Origin of the sequence: Streptomyces spiramyceticus (assembly GCF_028807635.1) — a bacterium.
GTDB lineage: Bacteria > Actinomycetota > Actinomycetes > Streptomycetales > Streptomycetaceae > Streptomyces > Streptomyces spiramyceticus.
Map to the genome: position 1 here is coordinate 1,344,481 of NZ_JARBAX010000001.1, position 18,714 is coordinate 1,363,194.

General features: G+C 68.8%; 16 protein-coding genes. 6 read left to right on the forward strand and 10 right to left on the reverse strand.

What is annotated here, in order from left to right:
• Positions 1 to 3: 3 nt before the first annotated feature.
• Entirely contained in the window at positions 4 to 624 is a 621-nt protein-coding gene (gene ctaE, locus PXH83_RS06035) for an aa3-type cytochrome oxidase subunit III (protein WP_274557547.1), read from the reverse strand.
• A 178-nt stretch (positions 625 to 802) separates the two neighbouring features.
• Here ctaE and PXH83_RS06040 point away from each other — a divergent pair, with 178 nt between their 5' ends.
• Positions 803 to 1,204, forward strand: a complete 402-nt coding sequence (locus tag PXH83_RS06040; protein WP_274557549.1) for a hypothetical protein — start codon at positions 803 to 805, stop codon at positions 1,202 to 1,204.
• Positions 1,205 to 1,220: 16 nt separating this feature from the next.
• On the opposite strand, the gene PXH83_RS06045 is transcribed toward PXH83_RS06040, so the two are convergent.
• From PXH83_RS06045 to ctaC, 4 genes are all read right to left on the reverse strand, one after another.
• A complete protein-coding gene (locus PXH83_RS06045) occupies positions 1,221 to 2,489 on the reverse strand; it encodes a L,D-transpeptidase (RefSeq protein WP_274557552.1) in 1,269 nt (422 codons plus the stop codon).
• A gap of 129 nt (positions 2,490 to 2,618) precedes the next feature.
• Positions 2,619 to 3,017: a cytochrome c oxidase subunit 4 gene (locus PXH83_RS06050; protein ID WP_274557554.1), complete on the reverse strand. Its 399-nt coding sequence runs from the start codon at positions 3,015 to 3,017 to the stop codon at positions 2,619 to 2,621.
• Positions 3,014 to 4,750 carry an aa3-type cytochrome oxidase subunit I gene (ctaD, locus tag PXH83_RS06055; RefSeq protein WP_274557556.1) on the reverse strand — a complete coding sequence of 579 codons (1,737 nt, stop codon included), beginning with the start codon at positions 4,748 to 4,750 and terminating at the stop codon, positions 3,014 to 3,016. The genes PXH83_RS06050 and ctaD overlap by 4 nt, the downstream gene beginning before the upstream one ends.
• Positions 4,747 to 5,715, reverse strand: a complete 969-nt coding sequence (ctaC, locus tag PXH83_RS06060; RefSeq protein ID WP_274557559.1) for an aa3-type cytochrome oxidase subunit II — start codon at positions 5,713 to 5,715, stop codon at positions 4,747 to 4,749. Before ctaC ends, ctaD begins: the two co-directional genes overlap by 4 nt.
• A gap of 404 nt (positions 5,716 to 6,119) precedes the next feature.
• Between ctaC and PXH83_RS06065 the strand changes: the two genes are divergently transcribed.
• Positions 6,120 to 7,502 (forward strand): cysteine desulfurase/sulfurtransferase TusA family protein, encoded by a 1,383-nt coding sequence (locus PXH83_RS06065; protein WP_274557561.1) that lies wholly within the window; start codon positions 6,120 to 6,122, stop codon positions 7,500 to 7,502.
• 56 nt (positions 7,503 to 7,558) lie between these two features.
• On the opposite strand, the gene PXH83_RS06070 is transcribed toward PXH83_RS06065, so the two are convergent.
• On the reverse strand, positions 7,559 to 8,533 hold the full coding sequence (locus PXH83_RS06070; RefSeq protein WP_274557563.1) for a carbohydrate kinase family protein: 975 nt from the start codon (positions 8,531 to 8,533) through the stop codon (positions 7,559 to 7,561).
• Between the two features lie 181 nt (positions 8,534 to 8,714).
• Between PXH83_RS06070 and PXH83_RS06075 the strand changes: the two genes are divergently transcribed.
• Positions 8,715 to 8,924, forward strand: coding sequence for a hypothetical protein (locus PXH83_RS06075; protein ID WP_274557566.1), 210 nt, complete (start codon positions 8,715 to 8,717; stop codon positions 8,922 to 8,924).
• A 131-nt stretch (positions 8,925 to 9,055) separates the two neighbouring features.
• Positions 9,056 to 10,546, forward strand: coding sequence for a hypothetical protein (locus PXH83_RS06080; protein WP_274557568.1), 1,491 nt, complete (start codon positions 9,056 to 9,058; stop codon positions 10,544 to 10,546).
• Between the two features lie 114 nt (positions 10,547 to 10,660).
• Here PXH83_RS06080 and PXH83_RS06085 read toward each other — a convergent pair whose 3' ends face one another.
• A complete protein-coding gene (locus PXH83_RS06085) occupies positions 10,661 to 11,017 on the reverse strand; it encodes an iron-sulfur cluster assembly accessory protein (RefSeq protein WP_214915142.1) in 357 nt (118 codons plus the stop codon).
• Positions 11,018 to 11,269: 252 nt separating this feature from the next.
• On the opposite strand from PXH83_RS06085, the gene nadA reads away from it, so the two are divergent.
• Both nadA and PXH83_RS06095 read left to right on the forward strand, forming a co-directional pair.
• The gene (gene nadA / locus PXH83_RS06090; protein WP_214915144.1) at positions 11,270 to 12,454 is read left to right on the forward strand and encodes a quinolinate synthase NadA; all 1,185 of its coding nucleotides are present in this window, start codon (positions 11,270 to 11,272) and stop codon (positions 12,452 to 12,454) included.
• A gap of 129 nt (positions 12,455 to 12,583) precedes the next feature.
• Positions 12,584 to 12,997: a YciI family protein gene (locus PXH83_RS06095; protein ID WP_274557575.1), complete on the forward strand. Its 414-nt coding sequence runs from the start codon at positions 12,584 to 12,586 to the stop codon at positions 12,995 to 12,997.
• A 72-nt stretch (positions 12,998 to 13,069) separates the two neighbouring features.
• Here PXH83_RS06095 and PXH83_RS06100 read toward each other — a convergent pair whose 3' ends face one another.
• The 3 genes from PXH83_RS06100 to PXH83_RS06110 all read right to left on the reverse strand — a co-directional run bounded on the left by PXH83_RS06100 (position 13,070) and on the right by PXH83_RS06110 (position 18,356).
• Entirely contained in the window at positions 13,070 to 16,246 is a 3,177-nt protein-coding gene (locus PXH83_RS06100) for an efflux RND transporter permease subunit (protein WP_274557577.1), read from the reverse strand.
• 182 nt (positions 16,247 to 16,428) lie between these two features.
• Entirely contained in the window at positions 16,429 to 17,127 is a 699-nt protein-coding gene (locus PXH83_RS06105; RefSeq protein WP_274557579.1) for a response regulator, read from the reverse strand.
• Entirely contained in the window at positions 17,124 to 18,356 is a 1,233-nt protein-coding gene (locus tag PXH83_RS06110) for a sensor histidine kinase (RefSeq protein WP_274557581.1), read from the reverse strand. Before PXH83_RS06110 ends, PXH83_RS06105 begins: the two co-directional genes overlap by 4 nt.
• Between the last annotated feature and the right edge of the window lie 358 nt (positions 18,357 to 18,714).

Genomic DNA, 18,714 nt, shown 5'->3' on the forward strand with positions numbered 1-18,714 from the left:
GAGTTACTTGATCATGTAGATCGTGGCGAAGAGGCCAATCCAGACGACATCGACGAAGTGCCAGTAGTAGGACACGACGATGGCGGCGGTTGCCTGCTCATGGGTGAATCTCTTGGCCGCGTATGTGCGGCCGAGGACCAGCAGGAAGGCGATGAGTCCGCCCGTCACATGCAGTCCGTGGAAGCCGGTGGTCAGGTAGAACACCGAGCCGTACGGGTCGGACGAGAGCGAGAGGCCCTCGTGCTTGACCAGCTCGGTGTACTCGAAGACCTGGCCTCCGATGAAGATCGCACCCATCACGAACGTGAGAATGAACCACGCTCGGAGCTTCTTCACATCGCCCTTCTCCGCGGCGAAGACGCCGAGCTGGCAGGTGAGGGAAGAGAGCACCAGGATCGTGGTGTTCGTCGCCGAGAACGGGAAGTTCAGCGTTGACGCCATTTCCTCCCAGTGGTCGGGTCCCGTCACCGATCGCAGGGTGAAGTACATCGCGAAGAGGGCCGCGAAGAACATCAGCTCGGAACTCAGCCAGATGATGGTTCCGACGCTGGTGAGGTTCGGTCGATTGACCGACGGGTGCGCGTGCCCGGTATCTACTGTCGTTGCTGTCGCCACGACCGACATTATGTCGGTCGCTTATCCCGCCCTCACTCCCGGGGGTGCCATTCGGCGCGTCAGTGCTCCGTGTGCTGCTCGAACGGCCCATCGAAGCCCTGTCCGAACCCCTGCTGACAGGCTGTCGGACGGAGTAGCATCCGCGCATCGGTTCCGGATCCCATGCCCGCGACGTATCGGAGGAACAATGCAGTCGACCGCCAGGGTCCTGGTGTACAGCGACAACGCGAACACCCGCGAACAGGTGCGGCTGGCAGCGGGTCGCAGGCCTGCCGCGGACCTGCCGCCGGTCGAGTACGTCGAGTGCGCGACGCTGCCCGCCGTCCTCACGACGCTGGGCGGGGGCGGCATCGACGTCTGCGTGCTGGACGGCGAGGCCGTACCCGCGGGCGGCATGGGCGTCTGCCGGCAGATCAAGGACGAGATCTACGACTGCCCGCCCGTGCTGCTGCTGATCGGCCGCCCCCAGGACGCCTGGCTGGCCACCTGGAGCCGCGCGGAGAGCGCCGTGACCCTCCCGATCGACCCCGTGGAGTTCGCGGAGGCCCTGGCCTCGCTGCTGCGCGGCAGGCTCGCCATAGACGCATGACACCAGCGAAGCCCCGTCAGACCTCCGGCCGCAGCCGCGCCGCGGCCGGAGGTCTGGTGGGGCTGCGGCCGTCCGGGGTGCCGGCCGTCATCAGGGCGCTGCCCCTGCGCCACTTGTTCCAGGGCAGGTTCCAGTCGCCGAAGCCGTTGCCGAAGGGGGCCATCGTCTCTCCCTCGCTGTTGACGACCCTGACGATGTCGCCCTGGCGGACGGTGTCGTAGAACCACTCGGCGTTGCTCGTGCTCATGCCGGTGCAGCCGTGGCTGACGTTCGCGGCTCCCTGCGAGCCGACCGACCAGGGTGCGGCATGGACGTACTCGCCGCTCAGGGTGACGCGCGTCGCGTAGTAGACGGGCAGGTCGTACGAGTCCGCCGAGCCCGCCGGGATGCCGATGCTCGTACCGCGCATTCGTACGAAGTACTCCTTGCCCAGCACGACCTTGACGCCGTTGCGGGTGGAGAAGCCGGGCTTGCCCGTGGTGACCGGAATGGTGTTGATCACCTTGCCGTTGCGCTTCACCGTCATCTGGTGCGAGCCGGCGTCCGTGATGGCCTCGATCCGGTCGCCGGTCCTGATCTCCAAGGGCTTCGCCGGGCCTCCGTAGAGCTTGTGGGCGACCTTGATGCCGTCGAGGTTGCTGCGCACCCTGATGGAGGCGTTGGCGGGCCAGAAGTCCTTGGGGCGGAAGTGCAGCGTCTTGCTGTCCACCCAGTGCCAGGAGCCCTCCACCGCGGGACGTGAACTGACCTTCAGTCCCCGTTCGACGACCGCTCGTGCCGCAGCGCCCTTGACGGGGGTGTTCAGCTTGGCGGTTACGGGCTGGCCGACGCCGTACTTGCCCGGCTCGGGGCCGAAGGTGACCTTCAAGCCCCGCTTGGCCGGGGCGGTTTCGAAGGTGAGCATGCGCAGTCCGGGTGCGCCGTCCTTGTCCTCGGTGCTGACCTTGACCGTATAGCGCGCTCCTGCGGCCAGCGCGGCGATGCTGTGCCACCAGGCGCCGTCGGCAGAGAGTTCGCCCGGCAGGTAGCGCCCTGCGGCATCGGCGGCCGTCACATCCGTGATCCGGCCGTCCTTGCTCCTGGCGATGATCTCCAGAGGCTTGTCCGGGTTCACCTTGGCCGTGCCCGCAACCCCGTTGAAGGTGATCTGGCTCGCCGCGTCGTACGGCTTCGCCGAGAGCGGATGACCGTCCGGCCCGCCACTGCACGCGGTGGCTCCTGCCGTGACGGACACGACCAGCAGGGAGCAGCTCGTTACCGTCAGGAATCGAGGTGAGTAGCTCATGATCACACGTTATGAACATTCGTCCGATCCAGCGCGCTCAGTGACTGCAAAAGAGGGACCCGGCCGACCTGACATGCAGGTGGACCGGGCCCCTCTGGGTACTGCGAATGCCGCTGTGGTGCTTGCGTACTACTGGTTCTGGTTCTCACCGCGGTAGTACTCGAAGACCCAGCCGAAGAGACCGACCAGGATCAGCGGCATGGAGAAGTACAGCAGCCACCAGCCGAGCGCGACCGCCAGGAAGGAGAGCGCGCCGCCGATGCCGAGCGAGAGCGGCTGCCAGCTGTGCGGCGAGAAGAATCCCACCTCACCGGCCTCGTCCGCCACATCGGCCTCGGTGTTGTCCTGAGCCATGACGTCGGCACGCTTGGCCGTGAAGGCCAGGTAGAAGCCGATCATGATGCTCAGGCCGAAGGCGAGCACAAGTGCCGTGGTTCCGGCGGGCTCCTTCGACCACACGCCATAGGTGATCGCCATGGCGAGGATGAAGACGCTCAGCCAGATGAACATCTTGCCTTGGATCTTCACTTGCCGGCCTCCTTCTCACCAGCGAGAACGCCGGCACCCGCGCCGACTTGCTCAAGCTGGTCGAGCGCGGCGATCTCCGGGTGGTGCAGGTCGAACGCCGGGGATTCGGAACGGATCCTCGGCAGGGTGAGGAAGTTGTGCCGCGGGGGCGGGCAGGACGTCGCCCACTCCAGCGAACGGCCGTAGCCCCAGGGGTCGTCGACCTCGATCTTCTTGCCGTACTTGGCGGTCTTCCACACGTTGTAGAAGAACGGCAGGACCGACAGGCCCAGCAGGAACGAGCTGATCGTGGAGATGGTGTTCAGCGCGGTGAACCCGTCGGCCGCAAGGTAGTCCGCGTAACGACGCGGCATGCCCTCGGCACCCAGCCAGTGCTGCACCAGGAACGTGCCGTGGAAGCCGATGAACAGCGTCCAGAACGTGATCTTGCCGAGCCGCTCGTCCAGCATCTTGCCCGTGAACTTCGGCCACCAGAAGTGGAATCCGGCGAACATCGCGAAGACCACGGTGCCGAAGACGACGTAGTGGAAGTGCGCGACGACGAAGTACGAGTCGGAGACGTGGAAGTCCATCGGGGGCGAAGCCAGGATGACGCCGGTCAGACCACCGAAGGCGAAGGTGATCAGGAAGCCGACGGTCCAGAGCATCGGTGTCTCGAAGGACAGCGAGCCCTTCCACATGGTGCCGATCCAGTTGAAGAACTTCACACCGGTCGGTACCGCGATCAGGAAGGTCATGAACGAGAAGAACGGCAACAGCACGCCGCCCGTGACGTACATGTGGTGCGCCCACACCGTGACCGAGAGGCCGGCGATCGCGATCGTCGCGCCGATCAGACCGATGTAACCGAACATCGGCTTGCGGCTGAAGACCGGGATCACCTCGGAGACGATGCCGAAGAACGGCAACGCGATGATGTAGACCTCTGGATGGCCGAAGAACCAGAAGAGGTGCTGCCACAGAATCGCTCCGCCGTTGGCCGAGTCGAAGATGTGCGCACCGAACTTGCGGTCCGCCTCCAGCGCGAAGAGCGCCGCGGCCAGCACCGGGAAGGCGAGAAGGACCAGTACACCGGTCAGCAGCACGTTCCAGGTGAAGATCGGCATCCGGAACATCGTCATGCCGGGTGCGCGCATGCAGATGATCGTGGTGATGAAGTTGACCGAGCCGAGGATCGTGCCGAAGCCGGAGAAGGCCAGACCCATGATCCACATGTCGGCGCCGACGCCCGGCGAGCGGACCGCGTCCGACAGCGGGGAGTAGGCGAACCAGCCGAAGTCGGCCGCACCCTGCGGGGTGAGGAAGCCGGCCACCGCGATGAGCGAGCCGAAGAGGTACAGCCAGTACGCGAACATGTTCAGCCGCGGGAACGCCACGTCGGGCGCGCCGATCTGCAGCGGCATGATCCAGTTCGCGAATCCGGCGAACAGCGGCGTCGCGAACATCAGCAGCATGATCGTGCCGTGCATCGTGAACGCCTGGTTGAACTGCTCGTTCGACATAATCTGCGTGCCGGGACGGGCGAGTTCGGCGCGCATGAAGAGCGCCATCACACCGCCGATGCAGAAGAACACGAACGACGTGATCAGGTAGAGCGAGCCGATGGTCTTGTGGTCAGTGGTGGTCAGCCACTTCACCACCACATTTCCCGGCTCCTTGCGCCGTACCGGCAGCTCGTCCTCGTACGAGTCGTCTGCTGCCGCGGCACCCTGGGGTTGATTGAGGATGCTCACAGTTTGTTCGTCTCCGCATTCCTGGCCGGGTCGGTCTGCTCGATACCGGCCGGGATGTAGCCGGTCTGGCCCTTCTCCGCCAGCTCCTTGAGGTGCTGCTGGTAACGCTCCGGGGAGACGACCTTCACGTTGAAGAGCATCCGGGAGTGGTCGACACCGCAGAGCTCGGCGCACTTGCCCATGAAGGTGCCCTCACGCGTGGGGGTCACCTCGAAGACGTTGGTGTGGCCGGGGATGACGTCCTGCTTCATCAGGAACGGCACCACCCAGAAGGAGTGGATGACGTCGCGCGAACTCAGAACGAAGCGGACCTTCTCGCCCTTCGGCAGCCACAGGGTCGGACCCGGGTTGCCGTTCTGCGGGTTCCGCTCGCCCGGAGTACCGACCGCGTAGACGCCTTCGGCCCCTTCGGGGAACTGCTTGGTGTACTTGTCCGGAAGGACGCTGAGCTCCTTGGCGAGCTTCGCGCCCGTGGCGGCGTTGCCGTCCACGTTCTCCACGTAGTTGAAGCCCCAGCTCCACTGGAAGCCGACCACGTTGACGGTGTGGGCCGGCTTGTCATCGAGCGCGAGGAGCTTCGACTCGTCGCGCGCGGTGAAGTAGAAGAGGACCGAGACGATGATGAGCGGGACCACGGTGTACAGCGCCTCGATGGGCATGTTGTACCGGGTCTGCGGAGGTACCTCGACCTTGGTGCGGCTACGCCGGTGGAAGATGACACTCCACAGGATCAGGCCCCAGACCAGGACGCCCGTGACGAGCGCTGCCGCCCACGAGCCCTGCCAGAGGGAGAGAATCCTGGGAGCCTCTTCGGTAACCGGGGTAGGCATCCCGAGGCGGGGGAAGTCCTCCCATGTGTACGAGCAACCAGAGGCGGTCGCCAGGACCACGCCCGCGGTCAGCACCTGGAGCAGCTTCCGCCGCATCGGGCGCCGCGACGAGCGGTCGGAGCCGTTGGGACTCACGTAGCGCCTTCCCGAGAGTCTCGCCCGCGCGGTCGGTTGCGGCCGTCACGCTGGTCGGTCGCCGGCCCTGACGCGGGCAGGGGTTTGGATGTTTATGCGGACCAAACCCTACTGGACGCTATTTGGGGTCGCGCGGGGAGGGTGCCCAACGCGCCGTGCCGCTCCCCGAACGAATGGAATCTTGGTGGAATAGGCGCCTCCGCCCGCCTTCTGACGGCCCTTCCCCTGGGGAACGCGAGGATGCGGGGAGGGCGGCGGGAGGCTGTGGTGCGGGCGGCGGGAGGCTGTGGTGCGGGCGGCGCGAGGCTGTGGTCGGGCGGCGGGGGCTGCCGGGCCGATGGCTCGGCGGATGCCCGGGCGGATGCGGGGAGCCCGGTTCGCCGGTGCGGGGTTAGCGTGGCGATGTGCCCTACTTCGACGCCGCTTCCTCCGCCCCGCTCCACCCCGTCGCCCGGCAGGCCCTGCTGGCCTCGCTCGACGAGGGGTGGGCCGACCCTGCCCGCCTCTACCGCGAGGGGCGGCGTGCCCGGATGCTGCTGGACGCGGCGCGGGAAACCGTGGCCGATGCGGTGGGCTGCCGCCCCGACGAGCTGGTCTTCACCTCTTCGGGCACGCGCGCGGTGCACTCCGGGATCTCCGGAGCCCTCGCCGCGCGACGACGTGTCGGGCGCCACCTGGTCGTATCCGCCGTCGAGCACTCCTCGGTGCTGCACTCGGCGGCCGCCCATGAGAAACAGGGCGGTACGTCGACCGAGGTCGAGGTCGACCGGGCGGGCCGCGTGGCCCCCGGGGCGTACGCCCGTGCCCTGCGCGACGACACCGCGCTCGCCTGTCTCCAGTCCGCCAACCACGAGGTCGGTACGGAGCAGCCCGTGGCCGAAATCGCACAGGAGTGCCGGGCGGTGGGTGTGCCGCTTCTGGTGGACGCGGCGCAGTCGCTGGGGTGGGGGCGGGTGGAAGGCGACTGGTCGCTGCTCACCGCGAGTGCGCACAAGTGGGGCGGGCCGGCGGGTGTCGGGCTGCTGGTCGTACGGAAGGGCGTGCGGTTCGCGGCCCAAGGGCCCGCGGACGAGCGGGAGTCGGGCCGCGCGGCCGGTTTCGAGAACCTCCCCGCGATCGTGGCGGCGGCGGCTTCGCTGCGCGCCGTGCGGGTGGAGGCGGCCGACGAGGCGGCGCGGCTGCGGGCGCTGGTGGACCGGATCCGGTCGCGGGTGCCCGGGCTCGTACCGGATGTCGAGGTGGTGGGCGATCCGGTGCGACGGCTGCCGCATCTGGTCACCTTCTCGTGTCTCTATGTCGACGGGGAGACGCTGCTGCACGAACTGGACCGGGCCGGTTTCTCGGTTTCGTCCGGATCGTCCTGTACGAGCAGCACGCTGACGCCCAGCCATGTGCTGCGGGCGATGGGTGTGCTTTCGGAAGGAAATGTGCGGGTTTCGCTGCCGCTCGGGACGACTGAGGAAGACGTCGACCGCTTCCTGGAGGTGCTGCCGGGCACGGTGGCGGGGGTGCGGGAGCAGCTGGGTGCGCCGCCGGTCGCGGCTTCGGGGACCGGCGAGACGCCGTCCCTCGTCGTGGACTCGCTCGGTAAGCGGTGTCCGATCCCGGTGATCGAGCTCGCCAAGGTGATCGGGGACGTGCCGGTCGGGGGCACGGTCACCGTTCTGTCGGACGACGAGGCGGCGCGGCTGGACATTCCTGCGTGGTGCGTGATGCGGGGGCAGGAGTACGTGGGCGAGCGCGCGGCTGAGCGGGGTGTGGCGTACATGGTGCGGCGGGTGGAGTAGGGGGGTGCGGCCGCTGCGCGGGGAGAGCCCCGCGCAGCAGCCGCACACCCACAGCCTCACACCAGGTGAGTCTGGACCTCTGCGGCTGCGTCGTGGCCGTATGCCTTCGTGAAGCGGTCCATGAAGTGGGCGCGGCGCAGCGTGTATTCCTGGGTGCCGAGCGTTTCGATCACCAGGGTCGCCAGCATGCAGCCGACCTGTGCCGCGCGCTCCAGGCAGACGCCCCAGGCGAGGCCCGACAGGAAGCCGGCGCGGAAGGCGTCGCCGACGCCGGTCGGGTCGACCTTGCCGTCCTCCTCCGGGCAGCCGACCACGATCGGCTCGTCGCCGACGCGCTCGATGCGGACCCCGCGGGAGCCGAGGGTGGTGACGCGGTGGCCGACCTTGGCGAGGATCTCGGCGTCGGTCCAGCCCGTCTTGGACTCGATGAGCCCCTTCTCGTACTCGTTGGAGAAGAGGTACGTCGCGCCTTCGAGGAGCGTACGGATGTCATCGCCGGACATGCGGGCGATCTGCTGCGAGAAGTCCGCCGCGAAGGGGATGGAGCGGGTCTTGCACTCCTCGGTGTGGCGGAGCATCGCCTCGGGGTCGTCCGCGCCGATCAGGACGAGGTCCAGGCCGCCGACGCGCTCGGCGACCGCCTGGAGCTCGATCTGGCGGGCCTCGCTCATCGCGCCCGTGTAGAAGGAGCCGATCTGGTTGTGGTCGGCGTCGGTGGTGCACACGAAGCGTGCCGTGTGCAGGACCTCGGAGATGCGGACGGATCCGGTGTCCACGCCGTGCCGGTCGAGCCAGGCGCGGTACTCGTCGAAGTCCGAGCCGGCGGCCCCGACCAGGATCGGCGCCGTGCCGAGCTGACCCATGCCGAAGCAGATGTTGGCACCGACACCGCCCCGGCGTACGTCGAGGTTGTCGACCAGGAAGGAGAGCGAGACCGTGTGCAGCTGGTCCGCGACCAGCTGGTCGGCGAAGCGGCCGGGGAAGGTCATGAGGTGGTCGGTGGCGATGGAGCCGGTGACTGCGATACGCACGGCGAGGACGCTCCTGTGGAGGGGTGGCGTTTGACAGTTCACGCTACCTGGTCGTAGCCCTACGCACGAAGGGCCAAAACTACCCGATAGTAGGTCTTTTTTCCGGACGGTCCAGCTGCCTACGGTGCCAGCATCGCGGGACCGCGGACATGCGGCCCCCAGAGCCACGGGAGCAGCCCGCATGCACAAGCACAGTGTCATGGCACCCGCACCGGCCGAGTACGACGGTGGCTTGGAAGAGCTGCGGGGAGACTGCGCACGGATGGTCCCGCACTGGGCAGTGCCCGCGGCGGCCGCTCCCGCGCCCGTACCGGCGTCTCTCATCCACGGCATCACCGTGTCGCCCGCCTCAGCGCGCCTGGTGCGCGGTATGTCCGAATATGGTGGCTGAGCGGCGGCTGAGCAGCGCCCGACAGGCGCACACGGGGAACCGTGCGCTCCCCCGCTCCGTCCCACCGGTGTCCCCCGTAAAGGGGATGCCACATACGGCATGGGACGGCAGTGCAGTCGAAGGAGCGAACGGTGGACACCGAGGGACCGGAGAAGGACGCAGTCGGCGCCCGGGGGCGGCGTTCGCCGCTGGTCGTCGCCTCCGTGGCCGCAGCGGTGCTGCTGGCCGGGGGCGGAGGCGCGTACTGGGCATCGACCGCCGGGGACGGCGGCGGCAGCGGCAGCGGCGCGAAGAGTGGGAACGGTGCGCCGGGGAGCAACGGCAGTCCGCCGCCGCTCGCCCTCGACGGCTATACGGACGGCTCCTCGCGGGGTGTGGCGCCCGGCGAGCCCGACCCGAACGGTGTGATCTACCGCGCCGAGGGCAAGCTGCCCGACGGGCCGGATTCCGCCCCTGTGTACCGGGCCTCGGGCGCGGTCACCGAAGCCGAGGTGGCGCGGCTGGCCAAGGCGCTCGGCGTGGCCGGCAAGCCGCGTATCGAGGGCGGAGCCTGGAAGGTCGGCGTCACCAAGGACGGCGCCGGGCCGGTGCTCCAGGTCAACAAGCAGGCGCCGGGCACCTGGAACTTCGCGCAGTACGGCCCCGGGGGCGGCGACAACTGCGACAAGGGCAAGCCGTGCCGCGATGCGGCCTTCGGGCCCGGCGGCGATGGGCAGCCGGTGAGCGAGAAGGCCGCCAAGGAGGCCGCGGCGCCCGTACTGAAGGCGCTGGGCCAGGACGACGCGAAGCTCGACGCGCGCCAGTTGATGGGCGCGGTACGGGTGGTGAACGCCGACCCAAAGGTGGGCGGGCTGCCGACGTACGGCTGGGCGACCGGTCTCCAGATCGGCTCGGACAGCCAACTGGTCGGTGGCAGCGGGCAGTTGAAGGGCCTGACGAAGGGCGCCGAGTATCCGGTGATCGGCGCGGACGAGGCGCTGAAGCAGCTGAACAAGGCGGGCGAGGCTGCGGGCCGCATCGGCATCGGCGGCTGCGCCACTCCCGTACCGCACGGCGACAATCCCGACAACAAGCCCGACAAGCAGGACGGCAGGGCCCAGGCGCCCTGCGAGCCGGGCGCCGGGAAGGTGCCGGACGCGCCGGCCCCGGTGACCGTCGGCCGGGCGACCTTCGGACTCGCGGCGCAGTACGTCGGGGGGCGGCAGGCACTCGTACCCTCGTGGCTCTTCGAGGTGAAGCCGGGGGGCGACGCGCAGCCGTTCACGATCACGCATCCCGCGGTCGACCCCGACTATCTGGTCAAGCCGTCGGTGCCGCCGAAGGAGAGCGCTCCGCCGGAGAGCGACACCGACACGCCGTCGATGCGCCACGTCCAGTCGTACGCCGCTGACGGGCGTGAGCTCACCGTGCACTTCTGGGGCGGCGTGTGCAGCACGTACGACGCGAAGGCGAGCGAGGAGAACGGGGTGGTGAAGGTGAAGATCGTCGAAACCAACCCGGACCCCAAGCGCGTCTGCATCCTGATCGCCAAGGAGCTGTCGGACAAGGTGACGCTCGACAAGCCGCTGGACGGCCGCAAGGTCGTGGATCAGCGGAGTGGCGAGACCGTGCCGAAGAAGTAGGCCCGTACACGCGAAGAAGGCGGCGGCCCCTGGTCGGGGGCCGCCGCCTTCTTCGCGTTCGCGCGGTCGGGCTTGCGCGGTCGGACTTGCGCGGTCGGACTTGCGCGGTCAGGCCTAGCTGAACGAGTCGCCGCAGGCGCAGGAGCCGGTGGCGTTCGGGTTGTCGATCGTGAAGCCCTGCTTCTCGATGGTGTCGACGAAGTCGATGGAGGCGCCGCCCAGGTACGGGGCGCTCATGCGGTCGGTGACGACCTTGACGCCGTCGAAGTCCTTGATGACATCGCCGTCGAGCGAGCGCTCGTCGAAGAACAGCTGGTATCGCAGACCGGAGCAGCCGCCGGGCTGAACGGCGACGCGCAGCGCCAGGTCCTCGCGGCCTTCCTGGTCCAGCAGGGCCTTGACCTTGGCCGCGGCGGCGTCGGACAGGAGAATGCCGTCGCTCACGGTGGTCTTGTCGTCCTGAACGGACATCTACATCTCTCCCGGGTTGTACGGACTGCTTGCCGACCTTTGCAACCGGCGCGGCCGCGGATTCATTCCGGGCCTGAGCGCTTGCCTTGCCCTTTCATGCTCGCACACCCGATTCATCGGGGGCACGTGGCTGGGCGCCGGCAGAATTCGTCACATGGACGACATGGGCATCGTCAAAGTGACGTGAAGCAGTTATGATAGATAGCGTCAAATCGACGAAAAGGCTTTGCAGAGAAGAAAGGGTGCGTGTTCGTGACCACCGCCCAGCCCCTGGACGTCCAGCCGACGCCCCTCGCCCTGCTGCTGCTCGGCCGCGAGGCCGACGCCAAGAGCGAGCGCGGCGTCGACTGTCCCGGCGACCTGCCCTCCCCCTCGGACCCGGACCTGGTGGAGCGCGCCCGCGCGGCCAAGGAAAAGCTCGGGGACAAGGTCTTCGTCCTCGGCCACCACTACCAGCGTGACGAGGTCATCCAGTTCGCCGACGTCACCGGGGACTCGTTCAAGCTGGCCAAGGACGCGGCCGCCAGGCCGGAGGCCGAGTACATCGTCTTCTGCGGCGTGCACTTCATGGCCGAGTCAGCCGACATCCTGACCTCCGACGACCAGAAGGTCGTCCTGCCCGACCTGGCAGCCGGCTGCTCGATGGCCGACATGGCCACCGCCGAGCAGGTCGCCGAGTGCTGGGACGTGCTGACCGAGGCGGGAGTGGCCGAGCAGGTCGTGCCCGTCTCGTACATGAACTCCTCCGCCGACATCAAGGCGTTCACCGGCAAGCACGGCGGCACGATCTGTACGTCGTCGAACGCCAAGCGGGCATTGGACTGGGCCTTCGAGCAGGGGGGGCCACGGCAGAACAAGGTTCTTTTTCTGCCCGACCAGCACCTCGGGCGCAACACCGCCGTGCGCGACATGGGCATGTCGCTGGACGACTGCGTCCTGTACAACCCGCACAAGCCGAACGGCGGCCTGACCGTCGAGCAGCTGCGCAACGCGAAGATGATCCTGTGGCGCGGGCACTGCTCGGTGCACGGGCGCTTCTCGCTCGACTCCGTCAATGACGTGCGCGAGCGCATCCCGGGCGTCAATGTGCTCGTACACCCCGAGTGCAAGCACGAGGTCGTGGCGGCAGCGGACTACGTCGGTTCGACGGAGTACATCATCAAGAAGCTGGAGGCGGCTCCGGCCGGCTCGAAGTGGGCCATCGGGACCGAGCTCAACCTGGTCCGGCGCGTCGCGAACGCCCACCCGGACAAGGAGGTCGTCTTCCTCGACAAGACGGTCTGCTTCTGCTCGACGATGAACCGGATCGACCTGCCGCACCTGGTGTGGGCCCTGGAGTCGCTGGCCGAGGGCAACCTGGTCAACCGCATCGAGGTCGACCGCGAGACCGAGCAGTTCGCGAAGCTCGCGCTGGAGCGGATGCTGGCGCTGCCGTAGTGCGGGGCTCGTAGGCCTGCTCGTAGACCTTTCTCGTAGTCGTACTTCGCACCCCCTGACGCCCGCCGCGTCAGGGGGTGCGGTACGTCGGCTCAGCTGCCACCGTGGAGACGAGGAAGGGTGAGGCCCATGCAGTACATGATCCAGATGAACGTGCCTGCCGATGAATGGGACGGCCTGATGGCGTCGTTCTCGAAGGAAGACATGCTGGCGATGTTCGCGCACATGGACGCGCTCAACCAGGAGATCGGCGCGGCGGGCGAGCTGGTGGAGGCCCGTGGTCTCGGCGGGCCCGCGATGGTCAAGACGGTACGGGCGACGGATGACGGCCGGGCGAAGGTGACCGACGGGCCCGCGGAGCCGGGGCGCATTCTGGCCGGCTACTGGGTGGTCGACGTCAAGGACGAGGAGCGCGCCCTCGAAATTGCGGCGAGGGCGTCGGCCTGCCCCGGCCCCGGCGGGAAGCCGGGCAACGATCCGGTCGAGGTGCACGCTGTGCCGGAGGGGCCGCCGGAGGGGCCGCCGGAGGTTCCCGAGGGCTGAACGGGCTGAACGCAGCCGAGCCCCGGCCCCATGGAGAGGGGACCGGGGCTCGCTGCCGTTCTGGCGTACGGATCAGACCGTCGCCGGCTCCGGCTCCGGCTCGTCCGAGGCCGAGGCCGAATCCGAGTCCGAGTCCGACTGCGCCGGGACGCCCGCCTTCGCCGCGCGCTTGGCCGCCTTCTTCTTGGCCCGGCGCTCCTTGCGGAGCTCCACCATCGCGTACAGCGTCGGTACAAGGAGCAGCGTCAGCAGCGTCGACGTGATCAGACCGCCGATCACCACGATCGCCAGCGGCTTCGATATGAAGCCGCCCTCGCCCGTGATGCCCAGTGCCATCGGCAGCAGCGCGAAAATCGTCGCCAGTGCCGTCATCAGGATCGGGCGCAGACGGTGACGCCCGCCCTCCAAGACCGCCTCGACCACGCCCAGGCCCTGCGCCCGGTACTGGTTGATCAGGTCGATCAGCACGATCGCGTTGGTGACGACGATGCCGATGAGCATCAGCATGCCGATCATCGCCGGTACGCCCATGGGCGTACCCGTGGCGAGCAGCAGGCCGATCGCGCCGGTCGCCGCGAACGGGATCGAGACCAGCAGGATCAGCGGCTGGATCAGCGAGCGGAACGTCGCGACCAGCAGCATGAAGACGATCGCGATGGCCGCCAGCATGGCCAGGCCCAGCTGGATGAACGCCTCGCTCTGGTCCGAGGACACGCCGCCGATCTCGACGGTCGCGCCCGCGGGCAGCTTCTTCTCCAGCGCGTTGATCTCGCTCTGGAGGGCGGCGGTCACCGCGCCCGTGTTGTCCGCGGTCGGCTTGGCCGTGATCGTCGCGGCGCGGGCGCCGTCGATCCGGGTCATGGAGACCGGGCCCGCCACCAGCTTCACGTCGGCGATCTGACCGAGCTCGGCCGGGCCGAGCTTCAGGTGCTTCAGCTCGTCCAGCGTGGTGGCCGGCCTGGCCGACTTCACGACTACATCGCGCTCGGTGTCGCCCAGGATCGCCTTGCCCGACGTCGTGCCGCGCACCGCCTGGGTGACGGCCGCGCCGAGGGTGGCCTGGTCGAAGCCCGCGGCGGCCGTCTTGTCGTTGGCCTTGACGGAGATCCGCGGCACGCTCTGGGCCAGGTCGCTCTGTACGTCGGTGACGTCGTCGAGCTCGGCGACCGCTTCCCGTACCTGCTCGGACGCCTTCCTCAGTACGTCGGCGTCACCGGCCTTGACCACGACGCTCAGGTCCTGGGTGCCGAAGCCGCCACCGGCGCCGATGGTGGTGTCGCCGATGCCCTTCAGCTTGCCGAGCTCTTCCTCGATGCGGTCCTGGGTGACCTCGGCGTCGGAGGCGTCGTTCAGGGTCAGCTGGTACGTCGCCTGGTTGGCGCCCGTACCTCCGCCGAAGGCTGCAGCGAAGCCGGAGGAGCCGACCGTGACCTGGTAGTCCTTGATCGTGTCGATGCCGTCGAGCGCCTTCTCGACCTTCAGGGCGGCCTCGTCGGCGGCTTCCAGGCTGGTGCCGGGCTTCAGCTCCTGGGTGACCGACAGGGTGTCCTGCTCGCCCTGGTCGAAGAAGTTCGTCTTGAGCAGCGGCGCCATGGCGAACGTACCGATGAGGACGACGACCGCGATGGCCAGACTGGTGAGGCGGCGGCGGGTCGCGAAGCGCAGGACCGGGACGTACATCCGCTGAAGCGGGCTGCGCGCCTCCTTCTCCTCCGCCTTGCGGCGCAGTTCCTCGGGGTCGGCTCCCTCGGAGCCCTTCGGGGCGCGCAGGAACCAGTACGAGAAGACCGGTACGACCGTGAGGGACACCAGCAACGAGGCGAGCAGGGCCGCCGTGACGGTGAGGGAGAACGAGCCGAACAGCTGGCCCACCATGCCGCCGACCAGGCCGATCGGCAGGAAGACGGCGACGGTGGTCAGGGTCGACGAGGTGACCGCGCCCGCGACTTCCTTCACCGCGGTGATGATGGCCGCCTGGCGCTCCTCGCCGTATCCGAGGTGACGCTTGATGTTCTCCAGGACCACGATCGAGTCGTCGACGACGCGGCCGATCGCGATGGTCAGCGCGCCGAGCGTGAGGACATTGAGCGACAGGTCGCGGGTCCACAGCACGATCAGTGCGAGGACCACCGACAGCGGGATGGAGATGGCGGTGACGAGCGTCGATCGGACCGAGGCCAGGAAGACCAGGATCACGATGACTGCGAAGACCAGGCCGAGGGCGCCCTCAGTGGTCAGGCCGGAAATCGACTTGGAGACAGCCGGGCCCTGGTCGAAGACGACCGCGATCTCGCTGTCGGTGCCGAGGCTGTCGCGCAGCTCGGGGAGCTTGTCCTTGACCGCGTCGGAGATGGCGACGGCGCTGCCGTCCTGGTCCATCGTGATGGCCAGCGACAGGCTGGGCTTGCCGTTGGTGCGGGTGATGGAGACCGCGGTGGCGGGCTGCTCCTTGACGGTGGCGACGTCACCGAGGCGTACCGGCTTCGGCGGCTTGCCCTGGCCGGTGGGGGTCGCGGTGACGCGCAGGTCCTCGATCTGCTTCAGCGACGTGTAGCCGCCGCCGACCTGGACCGTACGGCTCTTGCCGTCCTCGGAGAAGGAGCCCGCCGGGACTGTGGCGCCGCCCGACCGGAGGGCCTGGCCGAGCGCGCCGGCATTGAGGCCGGCGGCCGCGAGCTTCTTGTCGTCCGGGGTGACGGTGACCTGGAGGTCCTGCACACCGTCGACGCTGACCTGGCCGACGCCGTTGATGTCCTCAAGCGCGGGTACGACGGTACGGTCCAGCCGGTCGGCCAGCGCCTGCTGGTCCTGGCCGGAGGTGACGGCGAGGAGGACGGTCGGGATGTCGTCCGTCGAACCGGCCACGACCTGCGGGTCGACGTCGTCGGGGAGCTGGGCGCGGGAGCGGTTCACGGCCTGCTGGACGTCGGCGACGAGCTGCTTGGTGTCGTTGCCGTAGTCGAACTGGGCCATGATCACGGCGTTGCCCTCGCTCGCCGTGGAGGTGACGCCGGTGATGCCGTCGACTGCCTTGATGGTGCTTTCGAGCGGTTCGACGACCTGCTTCTCGACCACATCGGGGGACGCACCCTGGTAGGGCGCCAGCACCGACACCATCGGGAACTCGATGGTGGGCAGCAACTGCTGCTTGAGCTGCGGTATCGCGATCGCGCCGAAGACGATCGCGATGATCGACATCAGACCGATCAGGGCCCGTTGAGCGAGGCTGAATCTGGACAGCCAGGACATGGGTGGGTCTCTCTTCTGTGGCTTACGCGGCAGGCGGGCACGGTGGCCCCTCTATACGATCAGCCATTCGAAGAGGGGATCCGTCGGCCCCAAGTCCCCTTCCTTATGCGGCGCATACCGCAGTTGGAGTAGGTGCCACTACACCTTCACTCCACCCTTCGCTCTGCCCTGCGCCCTGCCCCTCACTCCGCCCTTGGCCGGACAAGTCCCGATTCGTAGGCGATTACTACCAATTGGGCTCGGTCGCGGGCGCCGAGTTTCGCCATCGCCCTGTTCACATGCGTCTTGACGGTGAGCGGGCTGACGACCAGCTGCTCGGCGATCTCGTCGTTGGAGTGGCCGCCCGCGACCTGGACGAGGACCTCGCGCTCGCGCACGGTCAGCGCCGAAAGCCGCTCGGTGCGGGCTGCCGCGCTCTCGTCGTCCTCCGAAGTGCCGCCCTGCGCGAGGAACTTGGCGATGAGGCCCTTGGTCGCCACGGGGGAGAGCAGTGCCTCGCCCGCCGCGGCGATCCGGATGGCATTGAGCAGTTCCTCCGGCTCTGCCCCCTTGCCGAGGAAGCCGGAGGCACCGGCGCGCAGCGACTGCACGACGTACTCGTCGACCTCGAAGGTCGTCAGCATCACCACGCGTACGGCGGCCAGTTCCGGGTCTTCGCTGATCATGCGGGTGGCGGCGAGGCCGTCCGTACCCGGCATGCGGATGTCCATCAGGACGACGTCCGTGCGGAGCGTGCGGGCGAGTTCGACGGCCTGTGCACCGTCGGCGGCCTCCCCGACGACCAGCATGTCGGGCTCGGAGTCCACCAGGACCCGGAACGCACTGCGCAGCAGCGCCTGGTCGTCGGCGAGCAGCACCCTGATGGTCGTGGCCGTGGTCATGCGGTCTCCCCCGTACGTACCTTGAACGGCAGGATCGCATGGACGCGGAAGCCGCCGCCGTAGCGGGGGCCCGCGGTGAGGGTGCCGCCGAGGGCGGTCACGCGCTCGCGCATGCCGGTGAGGCCGTGGCCGCCGCCGTCGTGCCCTTCGCCTGCGCCGTCCCCCGGCCCGGCGCCGTTGTCGATCACGGTGACCTCGGCGGACGAGCCCACGCGGACCACGCTGACCTCGGCCTTCGCGTCCGGGCCCGCGTGCTTGCGCACATTGGTCAGGGCCTCCTGGATGATCCGGTACGCCGCGAGGTCGACGGCGGCGGGCAGCGGTGCGGCCATGTTGTCGGGCCTGGCCACCTCCACCGGGAGCCCCGCGTGCCGGAAGGTGTCGAGGAGCTCGTCGAGTACGGCGAGGCCGGGGGCGGGTTCCGTGGGCGCCTCGGGGTCGCCCGACTGGCGGAGCAGGCCGACGGTGGCGCGGAGCTCGTTCAGCGCGGAGCGGCTGGCCTCCCGTACATGCGCGAGGGCTTCCTTGGCCTGGTCGGGGCGCTTGTCCATAACGTGGGCGGCCACTCCCGCCTGGACGTTGACCAGTGCTATGTGGTGCGCGACGACGTCGTGCAGGTCGCGGGCGATGCGCAGCCGCTCCTCGGCGACGCGGCGGCGGGCCTCCTCCTCGCGGGTGCGTTCGGCGCGTTCGGCACGCTCGCGTATGGCGTCGATGAAGGCGCGACGGCTGCGTACGGCGTCGCCGGCGGTGGCTCCGATGCCGGTCCAGGCGAAGATCCCGATGTTCTCCTGGGCGTACCAGGGCCCTGTGCCGAAGCACATCGCGGCGGCCGTCAGGCCGGTCATCGTCAGCAGGCCGACGCGCCAGGTGGTGGGGCGGTCGGTGCGGGACGCGACGGTGTACAGCGCGATGACCGCGCTCATCGCGACGGGGGCGGGCGGGTCGCCCGCGATGAGCTCGGTGAGCGTGACCGCGCCGGTGAAGGCGAGTACGGCCATGGGCTTGCGGCGCCGGAACACGAGGGCGGCCGAGCCGACGAACATGAGGACGAGGCTGCGGGCGCCAGGGGTGCGGGTGAAGGTGGGGCCGTTCGGGCCGTGGGGGTCGGCGAAGGAGCTGACGACGATCGTCACGAGTACGGCGAGCGCCAGCGCGGCGTCCATGGCGAGCGGGTGAGCACGCAGCCAGTCCCGGGACCGGGCGAGCCCCGTACCGAGGGCATTCATGTCACGCAACGGTACGGCGTACGCCCACAGCGGGGCACGGCCGTGCACGGACCGGCCGGCGGCCGGGACGGTGGGTGCCCTCGCCGGCCGGAGGAGGGCGCAGCGGGCCCGGAGCCCGCGCGGGCGCTGGGGCGTGTCCGGCGGATCAGGCCGACTTCAGGGTGCTGCGCCATCTCAGCGCTGGCGAGCGGGGCTTGGTGCGTGCAGCTGCAAGGCGGAGGAGGGAGGCGACGCGATGGGGGTCCCCCTGTTCGAGCGCAAGTCGAGAACTTGGGGGAGTCGCCGACCGACGACAACGCCGGAGGGGGTCCCCCCTGGCCCTTAAGGCCTTGGGGGAGTGCGTGCCAAGCCCCGCGGC

Coding starts and splice junctions, on each gene's coding strand:
- PXH83_RS06100 (WP_274557577.1), bottom strand. CDS start 16,246: ATGTCCTGGCTGTCCAGATTCAGCCTCGCTCAACGGGCCCTGATCGGT.
- PXH83_RS06045 (WP_274557552.1), bottom strand. CDS start 2,489: ATGAGCTACTCACCTCGATTCCTGACGGTAACGAGCTGCTCCCTGCTG.
- PXH83_RS06040 (WP_274557549.1), top strand. CDS start 803: ATGCAGTCGACCGCCAGGGTCCTGGTGTACAGCGACAACGCGAACACC.
- ctaE (WP_274557547.1), bottom strand. CDS start 624: ATGTCGGTCGTGGCGACAGCAACGACAGTAGATACCGGGCACGCGCAC.
- PXH83_RS06095 (WP_274557575.1), top strand. CDS start 12,584: ATGCAGTACATGATCCAGATGAACGTGCCTGCCGATGAATGGGACGGC.
- PXH83_RS06085 (WP_214915142.1), bottom strand. CDS start 11,017: ATGTCCGTTCAGGACGACAAGACCACCGTGAGCGACGGCATTCTCCTG.
- PXH83_RS06110 (WP_274557581.1), bottom strand. CDS start 18,356: ATGAATGCCCTCGGTACGGGGCTCGCCCGGTCCCGGGACTGGCTGCGT.
- PXH83_RS06105 (WP_274557579.1), bottom strand. CDS start 17,127: ATGACCACGGCCACGACCATCAGGGTGCTGCTCGCCGACGACCAGGCG.
- PXH83_RS06075 (WP_274557566.1), top strand. CDS start 8,715: ATGCACAAGCACAGTGTCATGGCACCCGCACCGGCCGAGTACGACGGT.